Annotated in this window: 3 protein-coding genes and 1 pseudogene; all 4 read left to right on the top strand. The window is 50.9% G+C overall.

Annotation, left to right across the window (positions count from 1 at the left end; translation table 11 throughout):
- Positions 1–149: pseudogene (gene rpsP / locus ACI32D_RS02845) on the top strand (30S ribosomal protein S16); the annotation flags it as partial.
- A 63-nt stretch (positions 150–212) separates the two neighbouring features.
- Positions 213–716 carry a ribosome maturation factor RimM gene (gene rimM, locus ACI32D_RS02840; RefSeq protein WP_439775138.1) on the top strand — a complete coding sequence of 168 codons (504 nt, stop codon included), beginning with the start codon at positions 213–215 and terminating at the stop codon, positions 714–716.
- On the top strand, positions 716–1,444 hold the full coding sequence (trmD, locus tag ACI32D_RS02835; RefSeq protein WP_439775137.1) for a tRNA (guanosine(37)-N1)-methyltransferase TrmD: 729 nt from the start codon (positions 716–718) through the stop codon (positions 1,442–1,444). Before rimM ends, trmD begins: the two co-directional genes overlap by 1 nt.
- A gap of 19 nt (positions 1,445–1,463) precedes the next feature.
- A partial coding sequence (locus ACI32D_RS02830; RefSeq protein WP_439775136.1) for an SWIM zinc finger family protein occupies positions 1,464–2,755 on the top strand: 1,292 nt, incomplete at its 3' end.

Below are 2,755 nucleotides of genomic sequence, written 5' to 3'. Positions count from 1 at the left end.
CAGTTTCACAACCAAAGGAATTGAAGCTTGACGAAGACAAGATCTTTGAATGGTTGAAGAAGGGTGCACAACCTTCAGACACTGTTCGTTCACTTCTTTCAGGCGCTGGCTTGATGGCTAAGTTGCACGACGAAAAGTACAACAAATAATTGGAAAAGGTTTGGGGCACTAGCTTCAAACTTTTTTTATTTGAAAAGGAAAAAACAAACAATATGAATTACTACAATGTTGGCAAAATCATCGCGACCCACGGCTTGAAGGGTGAAGTCAAGGTCGCTTTGACCACCGACTTTCCGGAAGACCGTTTTAGGACTGGGTCACGTCTCTACCTGGGCGATGGCAGCCGGGAAGTGACGGTCGCTGCTGGCCGGCCCTTTAAGCAGTTCTGGCTGGTAACTTTTGAGGAAATCACTGATATCGACCAGGCTGAAAAGCTGAAGGGAACGGAAATCTTGATCAGCGAAGAAGACCAGGGGGAACTGCCTGATGGGGTCTACTACTACCGGGACCTCTTGGGCTGCAAGGTGCTGGACGATAAAAGCGGGGAAGAAATCGGCGAATTGACTGATATCGAAGCTCCAGGCGCCAATGACATCTGGGAAGTAACTGACGAAAACGGCAAGAGCTTCTGGCTCCCATACATCCCGCAAGTCGTTAAGAGCGTGGATATTGCTAAAAAAGAAGTCCGGGTTGAATTAATGGAGGGCTTGAGATAGTGAACATCAACGTATTGACCCTTTTCCCTGAAATGTTTACCCCCTTGCAGGTATCCTTGCTGGGCCGGGGGCAGGAAGATGGCAAGTGGAAGTTGAACCTGGTTAACTTCCGCGATTTTTCAGACCGGCCGCACAAATCCGTCGATGACACTCCTTATGGGGGCGGGGCCGGGATGGTTTTGCAGGTGATGCCAATCAAGAAGGCCTTAGATTCGCTTGAAAACAAGGGCAAGGTCATCATTACGGCTCCTCAGGGGAAGACTTTCAACGAGCAGATGGCTCAAGAGTGGTCCAAGGAAGAAAATCTGACCTTTATCTGCGGGCACTTTGAAGGCTTTGACCAGCGGGTTTATGACCTGGCTGACGAAACTGTCTCCATCGGCGACTACGTTTTGACTGGCGGGGAGCTGCCAACCATGAGCATGATCGACGCCACTGTCCGCCTTTTGCCAGGAATCTTGGGCAATGCCTTGTCACCAGTTGAAGAATCCTTCTCAGACGGCCTGTTGGAATATCCGCAATACACCCGGCCAGCTGATTTTGAGGGGCAAGAGGTGCCAGATGTCCTCCTTTCAGGCAACCACGGCAAGATTGACGAATGGCGGCACTACCAGGCCTTGAAGGCCACTAAATTGCACCGGCCGGACCTGCTGGAGAAGCGGAATTTGACGCCAGAAGAGGTCAGAATGCTGCGGCAGATCAGAGCAGACGAGCAGGCAGAAGACTAACTAAGGAATAGGTGATTAGATGACGCTGCAATGGAGAAAGCTTTTTTCCAACCGGATCCTGGACCGGGGAAGGGACTACTGGAAAAGGGACTGGGTCTACGCGCCCAGCTACAGCGAATTGCCGGCTGGCATTCACTGCCGGGTTGGCAAGCCAGGGAACAGCTATGATGTAACGATCGACTTCTCTGACGACTGGAGCGAGATCAAATGGATGGACTGCGACTGCCCCTACGCTGCTGAAGGCTACAACTGCAAGCACGAGGCAGCTTGTTTGTACGCCACGGAGCTTTTTATCGAAGGGATGCAGGCCATCCAGGAACCCTTGACCAGTGATTTGACAATTGACGAGCGCAAAAAGCGTCAGAAAGAGATAATTGACAAAGTATATGGAATGGGCCAGAAATACGTCAATTATATTTTTGACGCTGGCAAGATCCTTGAATCTGTCGACTTTGACCCGGTCCTTTGGGAGCGGATCAATAAAAATCCTGCCTTGGCCAATTTGGGATTTGTCAAGGTGAGTGAAGATGGTGAGCAGCTTCTGACCGCTAAGTCATTCGGCCAGTTTTCTCCCCGTACAGGTCAAGACGAAGAAGCCGAGGTCAAGGTCAGCCCGGATAAAGTGATCGAGCTGAAATGCACTTATGACGAATGCCAGCAGGACCAGATCACTGGACCTTGCCGGCATGAAATTGCCCTTTTGCAGAAGCTGGTCTATATAATCATGCGGGAAAACCCGGGTGAAGTAACTGACTATCAGGCAGACCAGGCCCTGACCAGGGCAGAGATGCTGGAAGAATTTGACCAAGATGCCTTAGAGGACGTTAAGCTTTTGGCCCAGCTGGAAAGCGAGCTTGGCGGATCTTTTTTAGTCAAGTTTAAAGTCGGCAAAAAGCGGCTCTATGTGGTGAAAAACATCGAGACCTTCGTAAATGACGTTATAAACTGGCGGCCAATTTCCCTGGGGAAAGAAGAAGTTTTGCTGTCACCGGATTCTTTTGACCCGGCCAGCCAGCGCCTGTTCAGCTTTTTGGCCACGATCGCGGCCGATGGTGCCGATATATACGGGGAGACAAAAAGAAGCATTGAGATTGCTTCCGGCCGAATTGACAGCTTTTTCGCGGCTGTTGAAGGCAGTAAAGTCGAGAATTTGAACAATAAGCAGCTTGTCCCAGCCAAGCGGGGTGAGCTGGAAAAAGCTGACCTCGAAATCGACGATTACCAAGGCCGGGGGATCAGCATTACCGGGTCCTGTCCGCCGGTTCTCCGGGGCATCCAGGCCAGCTACCAGCTGACTGATGAGGCATTTGT

The sequence above is a fragment of the Lactobacillus sp. genome, from assembly GCF_051873315.1.
Lineage (GTDB): Bacteria > Bacillota > Bacilli > Lactobacillales > Lactobacillaceae > Lactobacillus.
This window is presented reverse-complemented; position numbering and strand designations above follow the sequence as displayed.